The following is a 25,849-nucleotide window of genomic DNA, read 5'->3' on the forward strand; positions in this document are numbered from 1 at the left end:
AGGATTGCAAATCAACTCACGACTCGACTTTTTTCGTGCCATCGTCGGCGTCCTTGGGGTCGGTGGGCGCGGTGGGCGACGAACCGTCTCCCGAGCCGGCGGAGCCCCCCGAATTGAGCTGGATCGGCATGCCCGTGACCGCGACCGAGCTCGGCCCGATCACCACGAATGCGCCGCCCGCCTTCAGGGTGATGCTCACGCCCGCCTCGATCACCACGTTCATGCCCGCCTTGATATGAATGTTCTGGCCCGCGTCGATGGCATAGTCCGTGCCCACTTTCTCCTGCAGCTTCTGCCCGACCGTGAGCGAGGCCGTGCCGTCGACCTTGGCGTTCTGCGCGCCGCTCACGTGATCGTGCCGGTCGCCGCTCACCTGCATATACTCGTTGGCCGTGACCTTCAGGTGACGGTCGTTGCCGACGTTCATCAACGTATCGTTGATCACCCAGGTTTCGTGATCCTTTTGCGCATGAAAGAACAATTGCTCGCCGCCTGCCTTGTCGAGAAAGCGCACCTCGTTGTTGCCCGACGCATTGGGCGTGGAGTTGCTCTTGATCGTGGCAAAGGCCGAATTGGCCGGCAGCTTGTACGGCGGCATCAGGCTCGCGTTGTAGACACTGCCCGTGACAAGCGGATGGTCGGGGTCGCCTTCGATGAATTCGACGATCACCTCCTGCCCCACGCGCGGCAAGAAGAACATGCCCCAGGTCTTGCCCGCCCAGCCCTGCGAGACGCGCGCCCAGCAGCGGTCCGTGACCTGTGTATCCGCGTTTGCGTAAAGCTGTTCCCAGTGGAACTGGACCTTGATGCGGCCGTATTCGTCGGTAAAGATCTCCGAGCTGCCGTCGCCCACCACCACCGCCGTCTGCAAGCCGCCCACCACCGCGCGCGGCGTGAGCCGCTGCGCGCGGAACTGGTTGTCATGGCGCAGCGCCGTGAATTCGCAGTCGAAGAACGGCAGCGCGCTCTGTGCCGATGCCGCGCGATTGGACACATAGGCATCCGAATTGATCTCGTACGACGCGCTCACCACCAGATAACCTTCATTCCAGTCATCCACGGGATGCTCGCTCATCTGCAGCAAGCCGCCCGGCCAGATGCCGCGCATCGTGCTGCGGCCTTCGATGCTGTCGTTGCGCGCCTGGCGGATCTCCACGCCCACGCGCGCGTAGCGGTCGCCGTCGGCGGGCGCGGTGTGCCCCGTGAGATGCTCCTGCATCGTGTAGCTAGGCGCGTCGTAAGTCTGCGTGCGCGTGGCGCGCGAACGCAGGCCGCCCTGCAGGCTCGACGATGGCTTCTCGAAGTCGTAGTCGTTCGTCTCGTAGTGGCCGGTCTGCAGCTCGCCACCCGCACACCACTCGTAGACGCATTCCATGCCCTCGCGCGCAGCCGCGTCGCGGTCGCGGTAGGGCACACTCTTGTAATCCGGGATGGGGGCGTGCACGTCGCCGGCATCGGCCAGCACCATGGTCTGGCGGCCCCGCGAGTGCTCGAAGTAATAGTAGATGCCCTCGTGCTCCATGAGCCGGCTCACGAAGTCGAAATCGGTCTCGCGGTACTGTGCGCAGTGCTCGCGCTTCGGATACGTCGCGGTGCATCGGTTCGTCACGTCCACGTTGTAGTCGTTGAGCACGCTCATGACGATCTCGGGCACCGTCTTCTCGTAGAAGAAGCGGCAATGCGAGCCACGCGTGAGCAGCCACAGGCTCGGCCGCACGATGGCCTGATAGCACGCCATGCTGCCGTACTGCTGGTTGCCGGGCGAGGTCATGCGAAACACCGTCACGATGCCGTTGAACTGCCGCTCGCCGCCCGCGGGCAGCGAGAGCGCGATCGACAGGTCCTGGCCGAGCACCTGCGCGGGCGTGACGCTGTTCTGCTCGCACAGCAGGTCCACGCGGTACTCGCTCAGGCGGCCCAGTTCGTCGCTGCCGGTCATGCGCAGGAACAGCAGGCTCGCCTGGGTTCCCTTGCAACTGACCGTCACGTGGCGGTTCGTATCTTGCGAGGTCATGTCAGGGAATCATCGTGTTGACGGTGGCCGGGTTCACGATCGACACCACGCCGCCCCAGTTGCACATGCACTTCGAGACGTTGTCGAGCGAGGGCTGATTGCCGAGCAGCACGGTCGGCGCGCCCGGGGTCCACGGCGTGAGGGTTGCGGGAATGCACGGCATGGGCGTGAGCGCGCCCATGGCGGCTGCCGTGGCCGCGGCCACCTGCGGATTGGCCAGCGAAGAGCACACGCCGAACGGCATGATGTTGACCATGGGCACGTGGTCCATGATGTTGGCGGCCGGCGGCCCCTCTCCCATCACCTGATTGACGGGCAGCACCACGAGGCTCGACGGCGCGGCGCCGAACGAGCATTGCAGCGTGGCTCCCATGCTGACCTGTTGTGGCATGGTCTTTCTCCCCTGTTCTCTTTTGCACTCTTGCGCGCGCTGCCCAGTCGAACGCTCGATCGAACGCTCAATCAAACGTATAGACGAACTCGCCGTCGCGCGCGCCCACTTGCACCTTCGTCACGCTGCCGCCGTTCATCATGCGCGTGAGGAATTCCGTGGAGACGCGCGGCAACAACGTGTTGGTCAGAATCGCATCGATCATGCGCCCGCCGCTCTCCAGCTCCGTGCAGCGGCTCGCGATCAGCTTGACCACCTCGTCGTCGTAGAGGAACGGCACCTTGTGCGAGACGCGCAGCCGCTTCTCGATGCGCGAGAGCTGCAGGCGGATGATCGCGCCCAGCATCTCGTCGGAGAGCGGGTAATACGGGATCGTCACCACGCGCCCGAGCAGCGCGGGCGGAAATACCTTGAGCAAGGGCTCGCGCAGCGCCTTCGCGATGCCCTCCGGATCGGGCATCAGTTCGGGGTCCTTGCAAAGATTCGTGATGAGGTCGGTGCCCGCGTTGGTCGTGAGCAGGATCAGCGTGTTCTTGAAGTCGATCACGCGGCCCTCGCCGTCCTCCATCCAGCCCTTGTCGAACACCTGGAAGAAGATCTCGTGCACGTCGGGGTGCGCCTTCTCCACCTCGTCGAGCAGCACCACGCTATAGGGGCGCCGCCGCACGGCCTCGGTGAGCACGCCGCCCTCGCCGTAGCCCACGTAACCCGGCGGCGCGCCCTTGAGCGAGGACACCGTGTGCGCCTCCTGGTACTCGCTCATGTTGATCGTGATGACGTTCTGCTCGCCGCCGTAAAGCACTTCGGCGAGCGCGAGCGCCGTCTCGGTCTTGCCCACGCCCGAGGTGCCCGCGAGCATGAACACGCCAATCGGCTTGTTCGGATTGTCGAGGCCCGCGCGCGAAGTCTGGATGCGCCGCGCGATCATCTCGGTTGCGTGGCCCTGGCCGATGATGCGCTTGTTCAGATTCTCGGCGAGCTTCAGGACGTTCTCGATCTCGTTGCGCACCATGCGGCCTACCGGAATGCCGGTCCAGTCCTGCACGACCGAGGCCACGGCCTGGCGGTCCACGGTGGGCAGGATCAGCGGCTCCTCGCCCTGATGGCTCGCGAGTTGCGCCTGCAATTCGCGCAGCTCGGCGCGCAGCGCCTCGGCATCGACCGGCGCCGCGCCATTCGCACCATTCGCGGCATTCGTGTCATTGCCGGCGGGCGCGGCCCCCTCGCCCGATGCAAGCGCGCCGCCTTCCACCTTGCCCGTGCGCTCGCGCAGTTGGGCGCGCAACGCGAGGATGCGCTCGACCAGCCCCTTCTCGGTCTCCCAACGCGCTTCGAGTTGCGCGAGGCGTTCGCGCTCCACCGCGAGCTTTTCGCTGGCCGACGCTTCGCGCTCGCGCGTCTCGATGCCCACCGCCTTCTCGCGCCCGATGATCTCCATCTCCGTTTCGAGCGAGGCGATACGCTTGCGCGCGTCGTCCACCGAAGGCGGCGTGGCGTGCTGGCTCACGGCCACGCGCGCGCACGCCGTGTCGAGCAGGCTCACGGACTTGTCGGGCAGCTGGCGCGCCGGTATGTAGCGGTGCGAAAGCCGCACCGCCGCCTCGAGCGCCTCGTCGAGCACCTGCACCTTGTGGTGCTGCTCCATCGTCGAGGCGACGCCGCGCATCATGCGGATGGCCTTCTCTTCGTCCGGCTCGCCCACCTGCACCACCTGGAAGCGCCGCGTGAGCGCGGGGTCCTTCTCGATATGCTTCTTGTACTCAGCCCAGGTCGTGGCCGCCACGGTGCGCAGCGTGCCGCGCGCGAGCGCGGGCTTGAGCAGGTTGGCGGCGTCGCCGGTGCCCGCCGCGCCGCCCGCGCCCACCAGCGTATGGGCTTCGTCGATAAAGAGAATCACCGGCTTTTCGGAGGCCTGAACTTCCTCGATCACCTGGCGCAGCCGGTTCTCGAATTCGCCCTTCATACTCGCGCCGGCCTGCAGGAGGCCCACGTCGAGCGTGCGCAGCTCGACGTCGCGCAGCGACGGCGGCACGTCGCCCGCCACGATGCGCTGTGCGAAGCCCTCCACCACCGCCGTCTTGCCCACGCCAGCCTCGCCGGTGAGGATGGGGTTGTTCTGGCGCCGCCGCATGAGAATGTCCACCACCTGGCGGATTTCCTCGTCGCGGCCCACGATGGGATCGAGCTTGCCACTACGTGCCTGCTCGGTGAGATCGGTGGTGAAGCGGCGCAGCGCCTCCTGCTTGCCCATCGCAGCGGGCGGCATGCCTGTGGCATCGCCCTCGGCACCGGTGCCCGCGTTCGCCTTGAAGCCGTCGCTCGCGGCCATCGCCGCTTCGGGCGAATCACGCAGCAGGCGGTCGAACTCTTCGCACAGCGCATCGAGCTTGATCGACTCGAATTGCCGCGAGATGCCATAGAGCGTATTGCGCAGCGAGGGCGTCTTCAGGAGTCCGACGATCAGATGGCCGGTGCGCACCTGCGACTCGCCGAACATCAGCGAGCCAAACACCCAGCCGCGCTCGACAGCCTCCTCCACCTGGGAAGAGATGTCCGTGACCGACGAAGCGCCGCGCGGCAGCCGGTCGAGCGCTGCGGTGAGATCGCCCGCGAGCCGCGCCGGATCGATCCCGTAGTGGCGCACGAGCCGGTGCAGGTCCGAGTCCTGCAGCTGCAGGATCTGATGGAACCAGTGCACCAGTTCGATATAGGGGTTGCCGCGCAGACGGCAAAACATGTTCGCGCTTTCGAGCGCGCGAAAGCCTAGCTGGTTGAGCTTGCCAAAGAGCGCTGCACGCTTGATTTCGGCCATGTCTTCATTCTCCCGGGTGAATGTCGAGCGCTGCGTGTTCTACCGCGCGTTGCGCGTTGTCTCGTGCCGGCTCCTGCGTCGGTGCCTGCATGTGTGCTTGCGTTCCTTCTTGCGGCCTTGCTGCGGTCCCCTCGTGCGCCCCTTCGGCGGCCGCGCCGTGCTGCGTGTGCGAAGCGGCGCCGCTCGCGGGATTGAGCTTCAACTGGCGCTGGTCGCCTTGCGCAGCGCCGCTCAGCATCCAGCTCGTGAGCCCCAGACGCGCGTGCGCTCCGAGCTTCAGGCGCGGCACCTCGGCCTCGCGCAGTTGCAGGTTCACATCCCAGTCGAGCCCGTCGCGCACGTAGTTGCGCACCCAGTCGACGAGCCGCTTGAGGCTTTCGCCGCCGGGCAGGAAGCGTTCGTAGTCGGCGAGCGACAGCGGCCCGATCACGACGCGGAACTTGTGCTGGCAATCCCATACGCGCGCGCCCAGCAGCGTGGAGACGCCAAGCGCCGAGGAGCCGTCGCGCGCGCCCATGCGCGTGCGCGACTCGGCCGGCAGCGGCATCCAGTGACCCACCCACTGCTCGATCGACACGGGCAGCCGGAAGAAGCGCGTGAGGATGAGCGCGAGCCCCGAGGCCGAACGGGTGGGCGCACCCAGCAGCCCCGCGAAATGCAGCTTCGCGAAATCGGGCACGGCATCACGCTCGCGCAGCGCCGCCTCGCCCATGCCGAAGGTCGCGCCCACGTACATCGCGAAGCGGTCGCGCCCAGGCCGCTCCAGGCTCACCGCGGGCTGCGCGTTGGCCCAGGCCCGGTAGAACAGGCTCACCATGCGGTGCTGGAACAAGTCGAGAAAGCGCGCGAACGTGGGGTCGTCGGCATTGCGCTCGCGGTCGCGGATATATTCGGTCAGATGCGTGGGCAGCGCGCCATGCGGCCCGAGCAGGCCGAAGAAGTTCACCGCGAGGCGCGGCGCCATGCCCGCGCCGTGCTGCGAAAAGGCAGCCAGTGTCGTGGGATGGAACACGAGCTCGGGGCGCTGCGTGAAGCGCACGGCGTCGTCGCGCGGGCGCAGCGACTCGCCCACGCGCGGCCGCTCGGGCCACGCGTTTTCGATCAGGCGCACCGCCTGGAAGAAGTCGAAGCGGTAAGCCTCGTCTTCGAGCAGCCGCAGCACGGTCAGATGGTCCAGCATTGTCCCGCCCTCGCTGGCCAGCGCATGATCTCGCCGCGCGCCGTCGTGCGCACCACGGTCTCGGTGAAGGAATTCAACGAGACGTAGAGTGAAAAATATCGCGCCAGCACGGCACCCAGCACGAACGCACCGGAGCCTTCGAAGGCCGTCTCGTCGAACGTCACGCTCACCTGCTGGCCGCGCCCGAACACGATCGGCCCTGGCACGGGCAGCCGCCGCGTGACGGACTTTGCCTCGACCGAGCGCACGCCTTCTATCTGGCGCTGCGCCGCGGGATCGTCCACCGGGCAATAGAGGCTCAGCAAATCGCGCAGCGCCCGCGCGCCCGTGGCCGCGTCGGAGTCGATCAGCGAACTGTAGTTCAACGAAAGATGGCTCAGGAGCCGCCAGGCCACCGCGCCGTGCGCGAACGACGGCAAGGGCCGGCTCGGCCCGCTCACGCAGCGCACGCTCTCTACGGGCGCTTCCACGCCCAGCGTGAAATCCGACCCGCCGGTGCCCGTCGAAAGCGTGAGCGGCAAGTCGCGGTTGGTGCAGAGCACCTTGAGGCCGAGCTGCCGCAGGTCGGCGCGATACGGCGCGTTGGCCGCATCGACGAGTGCGATGAACGTTTCGCTGCCCAGGTAGCTCGTGCGCTGGCCGCGCTCGCGCGCGCGCGAGGATTGCAGCCGCCGCTCGCGGCGCACCTGGTAGTACGCGCTCGCCTGCTCGCCCGCGGAGAGATCGCGCGCGTGATAGAACGGCTCGAAGCGCTGCTCCTCGTTCGAGCCCGCGCCATAGCCCGTCACTTCCTCGATGCGGTAGATCTCGAAGTCGAGCGGCCGCGTGCGGTCCGCAATCACCTGATACTCGAATTGCGCGGGGTCGAACGCGATGCGGTCGGCGCGGCGCGCGAACAGATTGATTGCGGGCGTGCAATGGAGCGCGAAGTGGCTGGCATCGAGCGTCTGTTCGAGCAGCGGGTCCGCGCGGTCGAGCAGCACGATCACTTCCACCTCGTTTTCGGCGCAAGCGCGCAGCGCGCCCTGCAAGCCATCGATGGCGACGAAGAGAAAGCGCTGCGCGAACGCGAAATATTCCTGCAACAGGCGGAAGCCCTGAAACGACTGGCGGCTCACGGGCAGGAGCGCTTCATCGTCGTCGAAGCCGACGGGCTTGACGGCGCTCTTGGGCAACAGCCGGTGCCACGGCGCGGGCCGCGCGACCGGCAGCACCGCCACGCCCACGCACGAGGCGAGCAGGCGTTCGTATAGCCGCGCGGGCAGCGAGTCCGCACCGCGCAGGTAGAGCGTGAGCGTGTCGAGCGCGAGCTGGCTGAACTTCACGCCGCCCGTCGTGCGCAGGCGCAGACGCACGCCGGCCTTCACCCCTGGCGGCAGCGCCATGTCCGCGCCGCCCAGCGCGCCGGTATGCGTGAAAAACCGCGCCTCCGCAATCTCCACGGGCCAGAGCGTGAGCGCGTGCGCCGTGCGGTATTCGCAGCGCGTCGAGCCGTTCTTGTCGAGCACGGCGTGCAGCGCGCTGCCGCGCGGCACGCTCACGCCGGCCGCAAGCGCGGGATGCGCGAGATCGGGCTGCATATGCACGATCGCCATGGAGGGCGTGGGTGCGAGGTAGTGCGGATAGACGAGCTCCGCGAGATGCTGCGTGAAGCGCGGAAACTCGGCGTCGATCTTCAACTGCACACGCGCCGCGAGAAAGCTGAAGCCTTCGAGCAGGCGCTCGACGTAGGGGTCGGCGCAATCGAGCCCTTCGAGGCCGAGGCGCCCCGCCACCTTCGGAAACTCGCGGGCGAATTCGCTGCCCATCTCGCGCAGATGCGCGAGCTCCTGGTTGTAGTAGCGGATCAGGTCGGGATTCATCGTCGCTTGTTTGTCTCTAGCTCGTCTCTAGCGCGCCGCGCCCTGGTCGATCACGCGCACTTCGCCGCCTTCGAGGTCGAGCTCGGTGCGAAAGTAGAGCCGCTCCGGATACGGCTGCGCCCACAAGTCCCCTTCGATCGTGAACACGACCGTGTTGTGATGCCCCGTCGTTTCCTCCTGCAACACCGCCGTCACCTTCACCGTATCGCGCAGGATGCGCGGCTCGAACGCCACGATCACGTCGCGGATCTGCCGCTCGAGGCGCGCGAGGTTCATGCCCGATGCCGTCTTGCCCGCAATATCGGGGAAGCCGAAGTTGATCACCGAGCGCTCGACGAGCGGCCATGCCGACAGGTCCTGAACGGTGCCCAGCCCGCTTGCGTTGAGCAGCCACGCGAGATCGCGCTGCACGCCCTGGCGCAGCGCGCGCATCGAGAGCACGCGGCGCTCGCGGCTCTCTACCTTGGTGCCGGGCTCGAAATCGGTCAGCCGGTCGAGCAGTGCGGGCTGCAGCCGGTCGCGGCCCGTCGGCTCAGCCATGGTCTTGCGCACCGCCGCCCGCGGGCGCCTCGGCATCGAGCACGAGCGTGCGCACATCGAAGAGCGCGTAGTCGTTTTCGTCGGTCGTGAACATGCGCTGCCCAAGCGGGCGCGCCTCGTCGAATTCGCCGTCGCCCGCCTCGACCCACTCGGTCGCGCGCGCAAGCGCCAGCGCGTTGTCGGTTTGGCCGCTCTGCGCGTTGGCGGCCAGCGTGCCGGGATAGCGCACCGGAATGAGCCCCGCCGCCTGGCCCTCGTTGGCCCACGTAAAGACAGCCGGCATCCACACGCGATCGCGCAAGTCGTCCGGCGCTTCGAGCTCGATGCGGTGGATGCGCTCGAACGGCACCCAGTAATAACGGCCGTTGAGGATCACTTCGAGCGTGGGACCCAGACGCGTGTCGGCATCGGCAATCCACGCGAACGGCTCGCCGTTGAGCGTGCCCGCCGTGGGCTGCGCCGTCTCCAGCGCATTGGCGCGGCATGCAGCCGCCGCCTTGAAGTCGCCCGCGCCGTCGAGGCGCAGCGCTTCGATCAGGAGTGCGAGCCAGGCGGTCGGCTCGCCGAAAACAAGCGGCGCGCGCCGCCCCGTGAAGACGTCCTCGCGCAGCGCCTCGCACTGGAGCGCGTCGCGATAGAGCTGCACCATCGGCAGCGCCGCGGCGTCGAGATCGCCCACCACGTTGAGCTGCGTGAGCGCGCGCTCCCACGCCCCCTGCACGGCAAGCAGCTGAAACAGGAACACGCGGTACGACGCGTTGGCCGGGTCTGCTCGCACCTGGTTCTGCAATTGCTTCAGGCACGCGTCGAGGTCGCCGGCGCGCAAGCTCTCTTCTGCTGTCATTGTCGATTTGCTCCGTCAAGCCAGCATGGGCGTCGATCGGGTTGAATAGGCCCGGCGGCGGCGCATTCCCCTCACGCGCACGCCGCCGTGTCTGGCAGACCGCTTCTGAGCGCTTACTCCGGCACGTTCTTCGCAATGTCCCACTTGGTCTCGACCACGCCGCCTTCCTTCTCGCCCTTGGCGCTTTGCGGCTGGTATTCCACGTGGTACTTCTCGAAGTTGATCGAGATGTTCTCCGTGAAGCGATCCTCGCCGCCCGAGCCGCCTTCGCTGATCGACGAAATCAGCACGCCCGAGAACGTGATCTTGAAGTACTCGAGCGGATTGTCGCCGCCTGCCTTGCGCACCGTGAGTATCGCGGTGTCGTAGTGGCTGCCCTTCGCGCACGCGCCCATCAGCACCGGCGAGGATTTGTCCACGTACTTGGTGAAGGACAGATCCTGCACGTTCACCTTGCCCGCGCCGCCGCCCGTGCCCATGTGCATGGTGCCGCTTTGCGACATGCCCCAGCTCCACGCCAGCACATCGATTTCTTCCTTGTGCGTCTTGTCCTGCGACTCGCCCTTCACGTCGCCGATCTTGATGAAAATATCAACGGCCATGTCTGTTCTCCACTTTGAAGGTTCGCGTCAGTTCGCGTTGATACGCGCCGGTTCGCGCGGGTTTTGCATTAACTCAGGTTATGCCGCCTTGGCGGACGGCAACTTGGACACCAGCCGCAACGAAACCGTAAGGCCCTCGAGCTGGTAATGCGGACGCAGGAAGAACTTGGACGTGTAATAGCCCGGATTGCCCTCGACTTCCTCGATCACGACTTCGGCTGCAGCAAGCGGGCGACGCGACTTCGTTTCCTCGCTCGAATGCGCGGGGTCGCCGTCCACGTATTGCAGAATCCAGTTCTGCAGCCAGCGCTGCATGTCGTCTTTCTCCTTGAAGCTGCCGATCTTGTCGCGCACGATGCACTTGAGGTAGTGCGCAAAGCGGCTGCACGCGAACAGATACGGCAGGCGCGCCGCGAGATTCGCGTTCGCGGTCGCGTCGGGATCTTCGTATTCGGCGGGCTTGTGCAGCGACTGCGCGCCGATGAACGCCGCGAAGTCGGAGTTCTTCTTGTGCACGAGCGGCATGAAGCCGTTCTTCGCCAGCTCCGCCTCGCGCCGGTCGCTGATGGCGATCTCGGTTGGGCACTTCATGTCCACGCCGCCGTCGTCGGTGGGGAACGAATGCACCGGCAGGTTCTCGACCGCGCCGCCCGACTCGATGCCGCGAATGCGCGAGCACCAGCCGTATTGCTTGAACGAGCGGTTGATGTTGGTCGCCATGGCGTAGGCCGCGTTGGCCCACGTATACTTCTTGCTGTCAGCGCCCGCGGTGTCCTCCTCGAAGGCGAATTCGTCCACCGGGTTGGTCTTCGCGCCATACGGCGCGCGCGCGAGGAAGCGCGGCATGGCAAGGCCGATGTAGCGCGAGTCTTCCGATTCGCGCAGCGAGCGCCAGGCGGCATGCTCGGGCGTCTGGAAGATCTTCGTGAGGTCGCGCGGATTGGCGAGCTCCTGCCACGAATCCATCAGCATGACCGACGGATCCGCGGCCGCGATGAAGGGCGCGTGCGCGGCGGCAGCCACCTTGGCGATCTGCGTGAGCAGGTCGACGTCCGGGCCGCTGTTGTCGAAGTAATAGTCGGCCACCAGCGCACCGTAGGGTTCGCCGCCGAACTGGCCGTACTCCTCTTCATAGAGCCGCTTGAAGATCGGGCTCTGATCCCATGCGGTGCCCTTGTATTTCTTGAGCGTCTTGTTCAGCTCGTTCTTCGAGATGTTCATCACGCGGATCTTGAGCGTCTCGTCGGTCTCGGTGTTGTTCACCAGATAGTGCAGCCCGCGCCACGCGCTCTCCACCTTCTGAAACGACTCGGAATGAATGATCAGGTTCACCTGGTCGGTGAGCTTCTGGTCGATCTGTGCGATCAGCGACTCGATGGTCGCGAGCACGTCGCCCGACACCACGTTGGTGTCGCGCAAGGCCTGCTCGGCCAGCGTGCGCACGGCCGTCTCGACGGCCTCCTTCGCTTTGTCGCTGCGCGGCTTGAATTCCTTTTCCAGCAGGCTAGCGAATTCGCTCGCTTCCAGTGTGGCACCGCCCTGCTGGGCTTCCTGCTGTTGAGTGCTGGGTTCGGCCATGTCAGACTCCCCCTCGATAGACGATTAACGGATAGACGAACGCGACGGTTATTCCTGCGGCTTGGGCGCCGAGGCCAGGGCCTGCAGCAATGCGGGATCACTCAAGAGCTTCTGAATCAGGTCTTCGGCGCCGGTCTTGCCGTCCATATAGGTCAACAGGTTCTGCAACTGACCGCGCGCCTCCAGCAGCTTCGCGAGCGAATCCACCTTGCGCGCGACGGCGGCCGGCGAAAAGTCGTCCATGCTCTCGAAGGTCATCTCCACCGCGAGATTGCCCTCGCCCGTGAGCATGTTGGGCACCTGCACGGCCACGCGCGGCTTCATCGACTTCAGGCGCTCGTCGAAGTTGTCGACGTCGATCTCGAGGAACTTGCGGTCGGCGACCGCTGCGAGCGGCTCGGCGGGCTGACCGGACAGATCGGCCATCACGCCCATCACGAACGGCAGGTTGATCTTCTTCTCCGAGCCGTACACCTCTACGTCATATTCGATCTGCACGCGCGGCGCCCGGTTGCGCGCGATGAACTTCTGGCTGCTCTCTTTAGCCACGGCCTTTCCCCTCGTCGATGCCGCGGCGGCGCGCACTCGGGCGCGACGTGTGGCGGCGTTGCTGAACCCTGCAAGGGCCTGTTCACGCTAATAACAGGCCCTGTCACTCCTCGTTCTGGACGCCGCCGATGTGGCGCGCCTGCGCGAGTCCATCGGGCGCGAGATCCTCCAGGATCTCCATGAAGCTCTTGTCGACGAGCCGCCGCGCCCGCTTGAGCAGCATCGGCACCGGGCTCCCCGGCTCATATGTTTCGTAATACTTGCAGATTCGGTCGATAGCGCGCTGCACGTCCTCGCGCGTCGTGATCTCGCCTGGCGGCCGGGCCGGCGCGGCGGCGCCAGGCGAGGCACCTGCCACCGCAGCCGTATCGGGCGCGGCGCCCTCAACCTCTGCAGCCGCTTCGGCCGCGGGTGCGGGCTGCGCCGCTTCATCGGCCACGCGCTCGCCAAGAAATGCCGCCGCGTGGCGCAACAGCCGCGTGAGCGGATCGAGGTCGATCGCACGCGCGGCGCCAACGTGGGTCATGAGCACTGTCTCGATGCGCATCGCGGCCTCTACCGCTCGCTGCAAGGCAGCGAGCGACTCGCGCGCGCTCTCGCCCGCGTCGCCCACCGCGAGGTCGATCGAGCTGAGCGAAGGCGCGCTCACGCCTGCGGGCACGGCAATCTCGCCGCTCGCGTATTCGACGTCGCGCAAGGTGACTTCGCCGTGAGCCCGCGAGATGGCGAGTGGCGCTTCGCGCACCTCGGCCAGTGTAGTGGCGGCATCAACGAGGCTCGCGAGCGCGTTCACGCGCGCGGTGGGATCGTTGTCGTCGTCGGGATCGAGCTGCGGATACAGATGCGCCCAGCGCTGTTCGAGCATGGAGGCGATCAGGTCGAGCCCTTCGGCAAAGCCGCCGAAGCCCGCCCGATTGAGCAGCGCGCGCGCGAGATGCGCGCTCACGCGCAGATCGCGGCTCTTCTCTAATAGAGAAAGCGCGAGCGCCTGCGCCTCCTTCCAGTCGGGCGGCACCGCCTCCACCACGGTATTGCCGTACTGCACGTCGGGTTTGCCATGCACGACGCGCTCGAGCTCGAGAAACGCCGGGTCGTATTCGACGTCTTCCCCGCAAGGCAGCGCGGACGAAACCTCCGCGAGCAGCGCCCCGGCATCTAGCATGGCCATGGTCCAGTGGTCCGTGTGGAATCAGTTATGTTCTGGGTGTCGCCCAGGCAAGCGCATTAAGGCGGATAGCAGTTTTGTGGCGCCGAACTAAGCCTGTTTCTGATATTGCTTGATCCAACCGACGCAAATTCGTAAGCAAGGGCGCTCGTGCAGCTTAACGAGTCGCTATCAGAATAGCACGACAAGTGCAAAATAAAAGTGCCCTGGGGTGCAAGCAACGTACCCGAATTTTCATAAATTCGCCACGCATTTAATTTACTGACGATTAAGTATTTGTTCCGTTATTCATGCAAACGGCGCACCTGCGCGCTCAGCCTTGCCCTGCCTCGCTGAGCGCGCAATCCGCAGGCGCCGCCCCGCAGTGGAATCGCTCCCACTCGACACCGTTTAGCCCTTGTTTCTTAGTGGTTAACCATCATGCTGCGTGACTAGCAGAGTGAATCATCAGACGTGTTCGCGCCCGGCAATGTCGCCCGAAGTTCGCTAACTTCGCCGACCGAACGATCGTTTTCCCGGGCGTGTCATGTTCGCTAACGCGCATGGCGATTTACCCACTTCTAGCCACGTCTATCAATAAATGCCACGTAAACCCTGGAACATGTCTTTTAGCATTTTTATTTACAAAAAGTAAGACGTTCTAAAACACATAATTGCCACTTTTTTCAAGCTTGTCAGACGCTCGACCAGCTAATAGACTCGACGTGAAAGCTGTGCGGCCAATCAAACGATCCATCCAGGACGCACGAGCGTCATGCGAAGCCAGCTCAACACGCGATGCGAGGGGAAAACGTGTCGAACATCGAAAGCGCAGCGCTCGTAGAAGGCCCGGAGAGTCCATGCACGCTGCCCGATCTCTGGCAACGGCGCACTGCCCTGAACCGCGCCGAAATGGCTTCGCTTTACACCATCGTGCGGCGCGCGCTCACGGGCTATCACCCGTTCGAGCTCCAGGCGCTGGCCGAAGACAAGGAAGAGCTCATCTCGCAGTTCCTCTTCTCCAAAGTCTTTCGCCTCGAAACACCGGCCGCCGAATTAATGAGTTTTCCCGCGCATAGCGCCCCCTCGAATAGCCACGCGGTGTGCAGCTATTTCCGCCGCTACCTGATCGACTGCCTGCGCAGCGCGAGCCATCGGCGCAACGTCTCGATCGACGAGAGCGACGTGCTCGCGGAGCTCGACCAGCACTGCGCGACGCACCCCGACCCGGTGGGCGCCGCGCTGTTCCAGCACGGGCTCGATGAAGACAGCGTGCGCGCGTCCGCCACGCGCTTCATCGCCGGCCTCGACGAAGCCGCACGGCTGCTGCTCGCCGGCACGCTCGGCTGGCTTTCCGCCGAGAAAGGCGGGCTCGCGCAAATCGCCGCGCGCTATGGCATTGCCTCCTATCACCATCGCGCGCGCAAGCTGGGCGTCACCGTGCGCCGTGGCGCGATGCCCGCCGACTTCGCCCGCACCGGCATCGGCCACTGGATCGAAGAAACGCTCGGCATCGAAATCGCCGTGGAGAACCGTATCGCGCTGCTCGCCGTGCTCGGCATCCTCGCCGAGCAATCCCAGCTGGCGCATGGGGCGGCTCGTGTGCAGCATGAGCGCGGCTCACGCGTCGCGAGCGCGCTACAGTGCACGCACGACAGCGGCCACGAGATTCACGAGTGAGCACGGGGAAGCCCGCAACAGGACAGGAGCGCGCGTGCAACTGGCCTTCGCAAGCCTGACCGATCAGGGCGGGCGGCAGCGCAACGAGGACTCGCTCGGCGACTGGTCGAGCGAGCGGCTCTTCTACTGCGTGGTCGCCGACGGCGCGGGCGGTCACGGCGGCGGCGACACGGCCTCGGCCATCGTGGTCGACACCGTGCTCGCCGATCTGCGCTATCTCACGCTGGCCGAACTGCCGCCCACGGGCGAGCGCCTCGCCAGTGCGCTCGCCCATGCGAACGACAACATCGTCGAGGAGCAGTCGCACGGCGGCCCCGCGTTGCGGGACATGCGCTCGACCGCGACGCTGCTGGCCATCGACCGCGAGCGGCGCACCGCCGCCTGGGCGCATTGTGGCGACACGCGGCTCTATTGCTTCCGCGCGGGCAAGATCGTTGTGCAAACGCGCGACCACAGCATGGTGCAGGACATGGTGGACGCGCGGCTCATCACCGCCGAAGCGGCGCGCCATCATCCGCGCCGCAACGTGCTGTTCTCGGCGCTCGGCACGCTCGAAGGACTGAGCATCGCGGCGCAGCCCGGCACGTTCGGGCTATGCGGGCGCGACGCGTTCCTGATCTGCACCGACGGCTTCTGGGAATACGTCGAGGAAGCCACCATGCTCGCGGCGCTCGCGCAGTCCGGGAGCCCGCGTGCGTGGCTGGAGGCGCTGGCCGCGCATGTCCGCGCTCACGCGAGAGCCGGCAACGACAACTTCAGTGCGAGCGCGGTTTGGGTGGGCGACGATGAGGATGGCAAGGCGGCGCGGGACGTGCCGGCCGCACAAGCCACGAACAGGCAGGAAATAAGGACTGCGGACGATGAAGCGACCGTCATGCGCCCTGTGAGGGGCGCCGATAATAAACCATCGAATAGAAGCTGATCACCCCTTGGGTAACGAGCGACCTGCCGTGCTCAGCGCACGGCACGCTCGAAGATCGGCTAACGCTCAGAAGGGCGCGCCGGGCAAGCCGGGATAATACGCACCGGCGGTCATGCCGCCATCCACCGCAAGCTCTGCGCCATTGCAGTACGAGGCTTCGTCGCTGGCGAGGAAAAGCGTTGCGCGCGCAACTTCTTCCGGCAGCCCGACACGCTGCAGCGGCACGTTCGCGTAATGCTTGTTGATCTCGTCGAGCGGCGCGCCCGTCGGATTCGACATGACCGTGTTCACGCCGCCCGGATGGACCGAATTGACGCGCACGCCCTGATGACCGAGTTCGAGCGCAGCAACCTTGGTGAGCCCTCGCACGCCCCATTTGCTCGCCACATAGGGGGCGAGCGCGTTGACGCCGCGCAGCCCGTCCACCGACGAGATGTTCACGATCGAGCCGGAACCTTGCGCCTTCATCAGCGGCGCGATCGTGCGGATGCCGGTGAACGTGCCCACCAGGTTGATCGACAGGACACGCTCGAAGTCCTGCTTCGTCAACTCCGTCACGCCGCCGAACATCAAGATGGCGGCGTTGTTCACCAGCACGTCGATCCGGCCGAACACCTCGGTCGTGAATGCCGCCACGTGCGCCCAATCTGCTTCGTCCGTCACGTCGAGGCGCACGAAGCGCGCGGCGTCACCCAGCTCGCGGGCCAGCGCCTGGCCCTCCGCTTCGAGCACGTCGGCGATCACGACGCGCGCGCCCTCTTCGACGAACAGACGGCAGGTCGCCGCGCCCATGCCGCGAGCGCCCCCCGTCACGATTGCGGTTTTTCCAGCCAGTCGAGCCATGTTTCGCTATCCTCTTCAATTGCATGGCGCGTTGCGCCACCTGTCGTTTTCCCAAGCGCGCCCACAACGGGCGCACGCCTTCAACCCCAATAAGCCTGGCCGCCGTCGAGCGGCAGCGTCGCACCGGTCAGATAGCCGGCATCCGCGCTCGCCAGCCACACGATCGCGCGGCCGATGTCGCGCTCGCAGTCGCCCACTCGCCCAAGCGGAATCGTCTTGAAGAATGCGGCGGCCTCCTGCGGATGCTCGTCCACCCAGCCTTGCAGGCCCGGCGACAACGCATGCGGCGCGACCGCATTCACACGGATCCCCTCCGAACCCCATTCGCACGCGGCCGCGCGCGTCAGTGACCGGATCGCCTCCTTGGTCGCCGCATAAGCGCCATAGCCCGAGGCGTCCCAGCGCACCGCCGCGGACGACGCGAAATTCACGATCACGCCGTCGCCTTTCAAATGCGGATGGCACGCGCGCATCATGCGCAAGGTCGCAAGCGGCCCCGAGTCGAAGCCCGCCACGAAGGCTTCGTCGGTCACGTCGAGCAGCCGGCCGAGCGGCACGACCTGCGCATTGTTGACGAGAATCTGCACGCCGCCGAAGCGTGCCACTACCGCCTCCACGCAGTGTGTGATCTGTGCGCCGTCCATTACGTCGCACAGGAACGGTTCGGCCACGCCGCCGCGCTGGCGTATCGTTTCGCAAGTGGCGAGCAACTTGTCCAGCGTGCGGCCGACTACGGCGACCGCTGCGCCCTCGGCGGCGAGGGCCAATGCCACGCCTTGACCCACGCCCTGGCCCGCGCCGGTGACCAGTGCGACCTTATTGCTTAGCAGTGCCATAGATAGTCTGTATTCGGTGATTTGCCGGTGCGAAGATGTGCCGGTGCGACGCCTCGCTGGTGCGATTACGTCGGATGCACACCACGCCGGATTACTGACCACTACGGTACAGGCGCGTTCGCGCCGGTCCATCGTCCACTTGGACGATGCGCCGGATTCGCGCTGTGCTCAGCTGGGCGGTGGAAGTTACGCTTGCGATGACCGTGGCAATGGATCACGCCGCGGGGCGTCGTGGCAGTTCAAGTGCGAGCGGCGTGATGACGGCCGCCTTCGTCATATGGCCAGGCACTTTTCCCAAGAAGCGAGTCATAAACCTGCTTGAGTTCCGCACCATTGCATACATATTCCGGATTGCCAATATTGAACACCATAAAGCGATCGATCAGATGCCCCAGCTCCGTTTTCATCTGTACGCCGGGATTCTTTGGCGAAAGATAATCGTCTTGTGCACCATGCTGAAACTCCGCCTGCAATCGCCATTGCACCTTGTCCAGCAAAGACTGCGCTTCCGGCGTCAGGATCTTCGGAAGGCGTTGATCGGGCGCGCTGAAGAATACTTTTTCATAGTCCCGGCCACCCAGAAAGCGCCAAACGCACATCAGATCGTAATCGGAGACATACTGGGCGCCGGTTGCAGTCGTGACAATCCCGGTCGACGGATCCGATTTGTCCTTTATATGAAGTGGCTTGGGCTCAGCTTTGCCTTGAAAATATCGCGCCGGCCTCTTTGGACAACGGATAACCAGCAAGAGGGCCTCTTCGCGGGTGAAGTCGCACAACACATCAACATCGCAGGGCGCCATTCCCGACAGCCGCGAATAGTGAATGTCAGTGTCGCTGACTTCATCTCGCTGCCAGGCGTCATGTTCGAATTGCGCTTTTAGCCGGCTATCCAGTTTCAGAACCATGATCGTTCCCGGTGCTGTGAACGCCTCTCAGGTTCAGACATCACACATCATCCTGAGATGACGCCTCAAAAATCTCCACACCCATGCTGCCCATTGATCAGCATGCAGCTGTTCAGATTAGGCTGCGAGCGCACGCGCTTCCATTCCACCGCGAGCAGGTCCTGATTGTCTCCGGGCGCGTTGGTCGTGAACAGCGGCTGATTCGACCCGACACAGATATTGGTGCCCTGCAGGTTGTTCTCGTACACGAAGGTCTTCTCGCTCATGCCGAAGAACGACTGCATCGCATTCACCGCCGACGGCAGATCGAGCGCGTACGGCAGCGTCACCGTCAGCGTGCCCGGCACGTTCTGCACGATATAGCCCACGTTCGAGAGGAACGACAGATCGATCGCGTACTGCCCCGGAAGCGAGCCCGTTGTCGCGCTGGTCGAGAGCGTGCCGCTCAGCGTGGAGGCGGGGTCGCCATTGATGAGGCCGGTCACGGTGAAGCCCAGGTTCGGATTCGGCGCACCATAGATTTTCGTCTCGCCATCGGCGGTGACGATCACCGTGGGCCGCGCGACGTACACGAAATGGTCGCCCGTGAGCGGCACGACGCCGCCCCAGCTGCATCCCGCACCGAAGGTACAGCCATAGAAGTTCGGTTGCGCCGTGTTGGGCTGCACGTTGCCGCGCGTCTCGCCGTTCCATGTCGAGGCCCAGATGCGCCAGCCGTTGGTCGCGCTCACCGTGCCGGTGCCGTTGTCGGTGAAAACGCCGTTCTCCATCACGAGATCGATCGTGCCGCCCGCGCTCAGGTTCGTGTTCTTGCCGCCCGTGGGGCCGTTCGGTGCAGCCGTGCCGCCGCCGAGGCCGATGCCGCCCGTCGCGGCCTGGGCCAGCAGGTTACCGGTGAGACTGGAGTTGGTCGCGTCGATGGTGGTGGCCACGTTCGACGCCGCGTCGAACGACTTGCTCACGATCGGGCCTATCACGAAGCTCGTCGAGTTCAGGAAATTCACGGTGCCCGCGTTGAGCATCGCGAGCACGCCAACGTCGTTTTGCGGATCGTTCAACGTGAAGTTGCCGGGCCCTTCGAGCAGCAGGCCGGCCGCCTGGATGCCGCCCGGGTCCGTGACCGCGCCCGCCGAGGCGAGCGTGAGCGTATTGCTGCCGAGCGAGATGCCGTAGAGCAACTGGATGCCCTTGCTGCCGCTGCCCGTGTTGATGAGCGTGAGGCTCTGGTTGGCGGTGGGCTTGCTCAGCGAGGTGCACGCGCCTTGCGAGGGACACACGCCGCTCACCTCGATGAGGCCCGTCTGCGTGCTCGAGCCCAGCACGAGCGTCGAGAAGCCGGAGAATAGCGAATACGTGGCCGCGTCGATGCTCAAGCCCGCCGCGCCGGTACCGAACAGCGTGATCGGCGTGCCGTCCAGGGCGGTGAAGTCGAAAGTCGTCGGGTTGATGCTCGCGGGCATGAACGCGAGCGTGCCGCCCGAGGACGTGATGGCTGCGCCGTCGTCGACGAAGCTCGTCGCGGTGCCGTCGTTGGCGGCGCGCACGACGAGCGTGCCGTTGACGCCAGCGTTCACCTGCACGGTGCCCGAGGTGTAGAAGAAGTTGCTGCTGGACACCGGCACAGCGCCCAGGGCGACGCCCGCATCTGACGTGTTGGTCGAGCCCGCGATCGAAATCGTGGTGTTGGGCGCTGTGGCTGTGATCGTGCCGTTGTAGATGAGCGTGCCGTAGTCATACTGGGTGTTGCCGCCGCTCGCGGTCGTGGTGGGACTCGTCACCACGCCGCGGATGTCGATGGCGCCGCCATTGTTCGAGGTGATCTGCGAGCCGTCGGCGATGAGCACGCCTTGGGCGTTGGAGCCGGAGCCGCTGCCGTGGATCGAGAGCGTGCCGCTGCCGGTGGTGATCGTGGTGGGCGGCGCAGAGACGGTTACGAAGGAGGATGAGCTGGAATCGGAGTTCGCCGCGCCAAGCACCACGCCGCTCGACGAGCGTCCGGTCGTGGGCGTACCCGTCGTAAGGCCCGTGAGTGCGATGGTGCCGCTAGTCGAGGTGATGTCCGCGCCGATGAGGTTCACTGCGATGCTGCCATTCGTCGTCGCGGGTACGCTGCCCTTCACCGCAATCGCGCCGCTGCCGGTCTGGATCGTCGGCTGTGCCGGGGTGCTGCCGTTCGCGGTGTAGCCGCCGGCGAGGAGCATGCCATAGGCAGAAGCCGTTGCGCCTGTCGTCGTGCCGTTCAATGTCACACTGCCGGTGGTGGTCTGGATCGAGCTGCTGGATGCCACGATGCCGACGCCGTCCGTTGGCGATTGGCTTTGTGCATCGTTCACCGTCCCGGTCACCAGCACATTGCCGGCCCCCGAACTGACCAGCGTATTGGAAATCCCGACACCACTCCCGCTCGAACCGACATTGGCCGTGCCGGTCAGTGTGACGGCGCCGCCAGCCGTCGTTAGTGCCGCATCGCCGATACTGACGCCTTCGCCGTAGTAGCTCGTCGCCGTACCCGTGATATCAATCACGCCACTACCGCCCGCCGAAAGCGCGGTGTTGGACGAACCCGCTACCGGGCCCTCGAGATGCACGCCGAATGTGAAAGTTTGCGCACTGCTCTGCGAGGTTCCGGTGAGCGCGATATTGCCGCCGCTCGTAGTGAGCGCGCCGCCCTGCATCAGGAGGCCGTCCGCAACAAAATAGCCCGCCACCGTGCCGGTCACCCCGATCGCCCCGGTGGTGGTCTGAATGCTCGTGCCCGTGAGCGATGTGCCGTACGCAAAATAGGAATCCGTCGTGCCGGACGGCGTCGTGACCGCCGGCACCGTTCCCGTCACCTGAATCTCACCCGCCTGGCCGGTGAGCGTCGCGCCGTTGAGCGACACGCCATATGCGATGCCGGCCGTGTTGGTCGCCGTGCCCGATAGGCCGATCGTCCCGGTACCGGTTGCACTGAACGCCGCGTTGCCGGTCGGGCTGGGCTGACTGCTCACATAATCGCCCTGCACATGGACGCCGTAATTCGTCCCATTTCCGGCCGCGTTCGAGGCGCCAGTCAGGCTGATCGAGCCGCCCGCCGCGTGGACACCGCTTTGGGACATATCAACGCCCGTGCCTGGGCCGGTCGCGGTTCCGTTCAGCGTCGCGTTTCCACTGCCAGTGGCAATCAGCGAATAGCTCAGCGCAATGCCGTCGCTGCTGCCGTTGCCAGTCAGCGTCACCGCGCCGCTGGTATTGCCGATGGTCGACGTATTGAGTTGAATGCCGGCCACGGCAGTCGACCCCGATGCCGTGCTGTACAACCCGATTGCTCCGCCGTTCGCAGCAATCGACGTATTCGATAGCCGGATCCCATCGCCCGGCCCGTTTTGCACGGTGCCCGTGAGCGTGACGGCACCGGTGCCGGTAACGTCGATGGCGGGCGTGCTGCCGGCGCCCAAGCCCGAGATCGAAATGCCGTCATAACTGGAAGACGAGGTGGTAAAACTGGCATCGCCGGTGCCTGTCAGCATGACCGTTCCGTTCGTACTCCCGATCGTGCTCTGATTCAATGAAATGCCGTTGCCGTCATAGAGCGACGTGCCCGTGACGGTCACGTTGCCGCCCGCCGCGCTGATCGCAGAATATCCGAGGGCAACGCCGTCGCCGAAACCGTTCGTGCCCGTGATGTTGACGGCGCCGCCCTGCGTGTTGATGGTCGAGTTCTGGATGTTGACCGCGCTGCTGCCCGTGTCGCCGATCGTGAACGTCCCGCCGTTGGTGTTGATGGTCGTGCCGGAAATCGTCACGCCATAAGCAGCCCCCTCTCCGCCCGCGTTGGCATCGAACGTGATGTTCAGCGGGCCGGCGCCTGCGGCTGTGTTGATCGTGGCGACGCCATTGTTGTAGATGTTATTGCTGGGGTTGACGTTGACGCTGCCGGCTGCGTTGAGAGACAACTTAGCCGCGCCACTCGCCGTGCTCACGATGGGCGTATAGACATTGATATCGCCCGAAGTCGTCGATGCAATGAAATTGCCGGCCAGCGAGATTGTGGTCAGCGGACCGAACGAACTGGTAGTATCCGCCCCCGTTGCGTAGCCGAGCACGAACGGTAGAGTGATCGTGAAGCCTTGCGAATCAACGAAATTCACGTTGCCCGTTCCAACGGCAGACAAGAAATTGATTGCGTTCTCCGCGTTGGTCAGCGTGAAAGTGCCCGGTCCCGCGAGCTCCAGATGGCCGGCCCGAATTGCACCGCCCTGTGTAACCGGCCCCGCCGAGGCCAGCGTCATGTAGCCCAGCGCCACCGCGCCCGATGGCAGCGAAATGCCCTGGCTACCCGAACCATTCGATTCGAGCGTGACGTAGGTCGAAAACGAGGTCGAAGGGTATACGGTGATGAGACCGGTTTGCGTCGAACTGCCGATCACCACGGTCCCGAAACCGGAGAACAGATTCAACGCGGCCGCGTTTATGCTGAAACCGGGAGCATTGCTATTCACATTAATCGGTGTGGCATCCGAATTACTGATGCTGAAGTCCGAGTTGACGACACCCGGCAGGAGCACGAGGCTACCCGTGCCAGGCGCGTTCTGCGCTGTCCCGTAGACCGCAAAGCTAGTGGCATTGCCGTTGTTGGCAGCCCGGATAATCACCGTGCCACCCGGGCCCGGCGAGAAATCCGGGGTGCCGGTCTGCTGACCATTCAGGATGCTCGACACCTCAACGCCAAGGCTCGCCGAGTTGGATGATCCCGCAATCGAGATCGTGCCGACATCCGCCAAGAGGCTTACCGAATTGCCGATCTCCACGCCCTGATCAGTCAAGAAGCTGTCGTCCGTGCGGCCACCAAGTAGCTGTCCGCGAATATCGATCGATCCGCGGCCAGCAGCCAGAATCACCGACGCATCGTCGATTGCGACACCCGAAACCTGGTAGTTCTCGTTGCCGACCGGATCCGACCCAATACCGTAGATACGGATCGAGCCACTGCCTGAGTTCACCGAAGAGCGATCGGCCGACGCCACCACGCCTCCCGGTTGAGGCTGCACTGCCGAACTGATATACACGCCGCCTATCGGCTTGTTCGTACCACTTCCCTGATTCCCCTCGATCTCGATATCGCCCGTAGACGACACGATGGTCGAACTGAAGATGCCGACTGCGTCCAGATTGCTCTGCCCGCTGACGGGAACGGCGCCGGGTGCCTGTCCGTGTATCGTGATCGAGCCGCTTGACAGCGTCGATGACAGTCCCACTGTCGCGTTGATGTCCGCATACGAGAGCAGCACAGCCGCACCATCGAACGTCCCCGGCTTTCCCGCTTGCTCGCCAATCGTGATGTCACCGCCATTCGAGAACAGCGTGACCGGCGAACCCGATAGGCCATTCAACGAAATGACATTGCCGCTCGTCGTGTTGCCTGCGTTGGCGTCGAGCACGATGCCAAGCGCGCCCGACGACGACTCGATGCTCACCGAGGAGCCCAGCGAGATCGAGCCCCCCGCGCTCAACGTGAGCGTGGCGTCACCGCCTGTCGTCTTCGCGATGGAGACGCCCGAGTTGACGTTGATGTTGCCGTCCGGCGTGGCCAGGGTCACTGAGGTGCCGCTGTTCAGCGACGTCTGGATCTGCTGCTGGTAGACGTACGTGTCGTTGGCAGGACCACTGACCGGGCCGAACACGATGGAGGAGCCGCTCGTGGTACCGGTCGACCCCAGGCATTCCACGCAAACGACGATGTTGTCCGGATCGAGCAGCCATTGGCCGGCCTTGCCGCGTGCGGCGGAAGCATCGATCGTCGCGCCGTTCACGTCGAGCGCCGCACCCGAGGTTTCGATCAACCCACCATCACCGCCCTGCGGCCCACCACGCGCCGTAAGCGTGCCGTACAGTCGCGCCGCCGTGAGGCCATACGCCACGATATGCCCACCATTGCCATTCGTGATCGCATCCGCACGAATCTGCGCGTTCGGATCCATCCACACCGCGTTTGCATCGCGTATCGTCGGATCCGCTCCCGCGGCACCGCCGCCAAACCGCACGCTGCCCCCACCTGCCGCGCCGCTCGCATTCACATTCGCGCCCGCCAGCAACGCGACGTTATACCCCGTCACATCCACCTGCCCGCCCGTAAGCCCCGCACCGCCCGTCGCATCGAGCGTGCCGGAAACAAGCGTCTCTCCATTCATCCCGCCATCGAGCACGATATGCCCGTCACGCTCTGCAAGACTCTGTGCGCGCACGATGCCCTGCTGGTTGATGACCGTGCCCGCCAGCGCGTCGGCGGTCTGCGCGCTCATCACCACAGTGCCGCCGTCGGCGGCGAGCGTGCCTGTATTGCCAAGGAACGCGTTGGCCGTACCCGAATTGACCTTCAGCGTGGTGAGCCCGTCCCCCGCGAAGTCGAGCGTGACATCACTGCCTGCGCCCACCGCCACGGTACCGAGCTTAGCCGCCACCATGCCGCTGTTGGTGACCGAGCCGCCGAGCAGCGCGATGGTGCCGCCATCGCCCGCCGTGATCGACCCGGCATTGACCACGGCGCCAGGCGAGTTGCCGACGAAATGGAAATTGCCCGCAAGAAAATCCGCATTCGAAATACCGAGCGTGGACGCCACGAGCGAGCCCACGTTCACCGAAGACCCCGGTGCAAAGATCACGCCCGCCGGATTGACGAGAAAGACGCGGCCGTTCGCGCTCAAGCGTCCGGCGATGCTGCTCGGGTCGTTGCCCACCACGCGGTTGAGCAGCGCGGCCGTGACCGAGGGCTGCGCGATATTCACGGCCTCGCCCGCGCCGATCGAGAACGTGTTCCAGTTCACGATGGCGTTCGGCGTGCTCTGCGTGATGTTCATCTGCGAGGAACTGGGCGAGCTCACCGTCACGCCGCCCGCCACCACTTGCGCGCCCGTGGGGTTGGCCAGCACCGACGAAGCCCAGATGGCCTCGAACAGCGCCACCACGACGCTCGCGATCGCCTTCGCCTGGAGCGGGTGCGCGTGCCTTGTCGCCGCCCGCGCATGGGCACGGCGCCGGAGGTTCGCCGTATCCGAGTGTCCCTTGCGTCCCGTCTCACACGCGCGCTCAGTGGCCCGTTCAGTGGCCGCACCGGGCCGATTGCCGCCACGCTCGTTCATCGCACACCTCACGAACCGGGCCGCAC

17 protein-coding genes are annotated in these 25,849 nt (G+C 65.2%); 2 read left to right on the forward strand and 15 right to left on the reverse strand.

Annotated elements, in window-relative coordinates:
• Positions 1 to 16: 16 nt before the first annotated feature.
• From EYW47_RS01800 to tssA, 11 genes are all read right to left on the reverse strand, one after another.
• Positions 17 to 2,014: a type VI secretion system Vgr family protein gene (locus tag EYW47_RS01800; protein WP_133193170.1), complete on the reverse strand. Its 1,998-nt coding sequence runs from the start codon at positions 2,012 to 2,014 to the stop codon at positions 17 to 19.
• 1 nt (position 2,015) lies between these two features.
• Complete coding sequence (locus EYW47_RS01805) at positions 2,016 to 2,405, reverse strand: DUF4280 domain-containing protein (RefSeq protein WP_133193171.1); 390 nt, start codon at positions 2,403 to 2,405, stop codon at positions 2,016 to 2,018.
• Positions 2,406 to 2,472: 67 nt separating this feature from the next.
• A complete protein-coding gene (gene tssH, locus EYW47_RS01810) occupies positions 2,473 to 5,217 on the reverse strand; it encodes a type VI secretion system ATPase TssH (protein ID WP_133193172.1) in 2,745 nt (914 codons plus the stop codon).
• Positions 5,218 to 5,221: 4 nt separating this feature from the next.
• Positions 5,222 to 6,397 carry a type VI secretion system baseplate subunit TssG gene (tssG, locus tag EYW47_RS01815; protein ID WP_133193173.1) on the reverse strand — a complete coding sequence of 392 codons (1,176 nt, stop codon included), beginning with the start codon at positions 6,395 to 6,397 and terminating at the stop codon, positions 5,222 to 5,224.
• Positions 6,382 to 8,259 carry a type VI secretion system baseplate subunit TssF gene (tssF, locus tag EYW47_RS01820; RefSeq protein WP_133193174.1) on the reverse strand — a complete coding sequence of 626 codons (1,878 nt, stop codon included), beginning with the start codon at positions 8,257 to 8,259 and terminating at the stop codon, positions 6,382 to 6,384. The genes tssG and tssF overlap by 16 nt, the downstream gene beginning before the upstream one ends.
• A 27-nt stretch (positions 8,260 to 8,286) precedes the next feature.
• Complete coding sequence (tssE, locus tag EYW47_RS01825) at positions 8,287 to 8,799, reverse strand: type VI secretion system baseplate subunit TssE (protein ID WP_133193175.1); 513 nt, start codon at positions 8,797 to 8,799, stop codon at positions 8,287 to 8,289.
• Positions 8,792 to 9,643 carry a type VI secretion system accessory protein TagJ gene (locus EYW47_RS01830; RefSeq protein WP_133193176.1) on the reverse strand — a complete coding sequence of 284 codons (852 nt, stop codon included), beginning with the start codon at positions 9,641 to 9,643 and terminating at the stop codon, positions 8,792 to 8,794. The genes tssE and EYW47_RS01830 overlap by 8 nt, the downstream gene beginning before the upstream one ends.
• Before the next feature lie 113 nt (positions 9,644 to 9,756).
• Positions 9,757 to 10,245: an Hcp family type VI secretion system effector gene (locus EYW47_RS01835; RefSeq protein ID WP_133193177.1), complete on the reverse strand. Its 489-nt coding sequence runs from the start codon at positions 10,243 to 10,245 to the stop codon at positions 9,757 to 9,759.
• A 78-nt stretch (positions 10,246 to 10,323) separates the two neighbouring features.
• On the reverse strand, positions 10,324 to 11,823 hold the full coding sequence (gene tssC / locus EYW47_RS01840; RefSeq protein ID WP_133193178.1) for a type VI secretion system contractile sheath large subunit: 1,500 nt from the start codon (positions 11,821 to 11,823) through the stop codon (positions 10,324 to 10,326).
• Positions 11,824 to 11,871: 48 nt separating this feature from the next.
• Positions 11,872 to 12,372: a type VI secretion system contractile sheath small subunit gene (gene tssB / locus EYW47_RS01845; RefSeq protein ID WP_133193179.1), complete on the reverse strand. Its 501-nt coding sequence runs from the start codon at positions 12,370 to 12,372 to the stop codon at positions 11,872 to 11,874.
• A gap of 103 nt (positions 12,373 to 12,475) precedes the next feature.
• The gene (gene tssA / locus EYW47_RS01850) at positions 12,476 to 13,540 is read right to left on the reverse strand and encodes a type VI secretion system protein TssA (protein WP_133193180.1); all 1,065 of its coding nucleotides are present in this window, start codon (positions 13,538 to 13,540) and stop codon (positions 12,476 to 12,478) included.
• Between the two features lie 888 nt (positions 13,541 to 14,428).
• Between tssA and EYW47_RS01855 the strand changes: the two genes are divergently transcribed.
• Positions 14,429 to 15,196 carry a hypothetical protein gene (locus tag EYW47_RS01855; protein ID WP_240763521.1) on the forward strand — a complete coding sequence of 256 codons (768 nt, stop codon included), beginning with the start codon at positions 14,429 to 14,431 and terminating at the stop codon, positions 15,194 to 15,196.
• Positions 15,197 to 15,230: 34 nt separating this feature from the next.
• A complete protein-coding gene (locus EYW47_RS01860) occupies positions 15,231 to 16,118 on the forward strand; it encodes a PP2C family protein-serine/threonine phosphatase (protein WP_133193181.1) in 888 nt (295 codons plus the stop codon).
• A 66-nt stretch (positions 16,119 to 16,184) separates the two neighbouring features.
• Here the strand turns inward: EYW47_RS01860 and EYW47_RS01865 are convergent, their stop codons facing one another.
• The 4 genes from EYW47_RS01865 to EYW47_RS01880 all read right to left on the reverse strand — a co-directional run bounded on the left by EYW47_RS01865 (position 16,185) and on the right by EYW47_RS01880 (position 25,823).
• Positions 16,185 to 16,961 carry a glucose 1-dehydrogenase gene (locus tag EYW47_RS01865; RefSeq protein WP_133193182.1) on the reverse strand — a complete coding sequence of 259 codons (777 nt, stop codon included), beginning with the start codon at positions 16,959 to 16,961 and terminating at the stop codon, positions 16,185 to 16,187.
• A gap of 80 nt (positions 16,962 to 17,041) precedes the next feature.
• Positions 17,042 to 17,797, reverse strand: a complete 756-nt coding sequence (locus EYW47_RS01870) for an SDR family NAD(P)-dependent oxidoreductase (protein WP_133193183.1) — start codon at positions 17,795 to 17,797, stop codon at positions 17,042 to 17,044.
• Positions 17,798 to 18,036: 239 nt separating this feature from the next.
• Positions 18,037 to 18,705: a hypothetical protein gene (locus EYW47_RS01875; RefSeq protein WP_133193184.1), complete on the reverse strand. Its 669-nt coding sequence runs from the start codon at positions 18,703 to 18,705 to the stop codon at positions 18,037 to 18,039.
• Positions 18,706 to 18,770: 65 nt separating this feature from the next.
• A complete protein-coding gene (locus EYW47_RS01880; protein ID WP_165976470.1) occupies positions 18,771 to 25,823 on the reverse strand; it encodes a two-partner secretion domain-containing protein in 7,053 nt (2,350 codons plus the stop codon).
• Between the last annotated feature and the right edge of the window lie 26 nt (positions 25,824 to 25,849).

The organism is Paraburkholderia silviterrae, from assembly GCF_004353915.1.
Classification (GTDB): Bacteria; Pseudomonadota; Gammaproteobacteria; order Burkholderiales; family Burkholderiaceae; genus Paraburkholderia; species Paraburkholderia silviterrae.